Annotated in this window: 1 protein-coding gene; it reads right to left on the bottom strand. The window is 53.7% G+C overall.

Annotation, left to right across the window (positions count from 1 at the left end):
* A partial coding sequence (locus QWI17_RS10610; protein ID WP_302722479.1) for a cold-shock protein occupies window positions 1-190 on the bottom strand: 190 nt, incomplete at its 3' end.
* Window positions 191-503: the final 313 nt, after the last annotated feature.

Genomic DNA, 503 nt, shown 5'->3' with positions numbered 1-503 from the left:
CCTGCATGCCTTTCTGGCCGCGCTCGGCGACGAAGGAAACAGTCTGGCCTTCTTTCAGGCTCTTGAAGCCGTCAGATTCGATGGCTTTGAAGTGAACGAACAGGTCGTCGCCGCCGCCTGCTGGGGTGATGAAGCCGTAGCCTTTCTCATCATTGAACCATTTGACGGTGCCTTGTTGGCGATTGGACATGGGTGAATCTCCAGAACATTTAGTTTTTTCGGTGGTGCAATGCGGCCGAGGCTACGGAGCACGGGACGTATCATAGTCCATTTCTGCGCATCTAGCGCCTTTTACCTTCGCCGGATATTGATCCAGCTCAAAGATTTACCAGCCGACTTTGGCTTTAAGGTTTCAGCCCTTTGGTGCGCAGGCCTGTTTCACAACCGTTTGCGCTTTCTGCATCAGCTTGGCGTCCACGCCATCCTTGCTGTCCAGGTCAGCAATTTCGGCATCGGTGAAGTTCTTCTTGATGGCTTGGGCGCCACAGTCGCAGTGTTTCTTC

It is taken from the genome of Gilvimarinus gilvus (assembly GCF_030518155.1).
Taxonomy (GTDB): Bacteria; Pseudomonadota; Gammaproteobacteria; order Pseudomonadales; family Cellvibrionaceae; genus Gilvimarinus; species Gilvimarinus gilvus.
The sequence above is the reverse complement of the archived record's forward strand: the minus strand, read 5'-3'. Positions and strand labels throughout refer to the sequence as shown.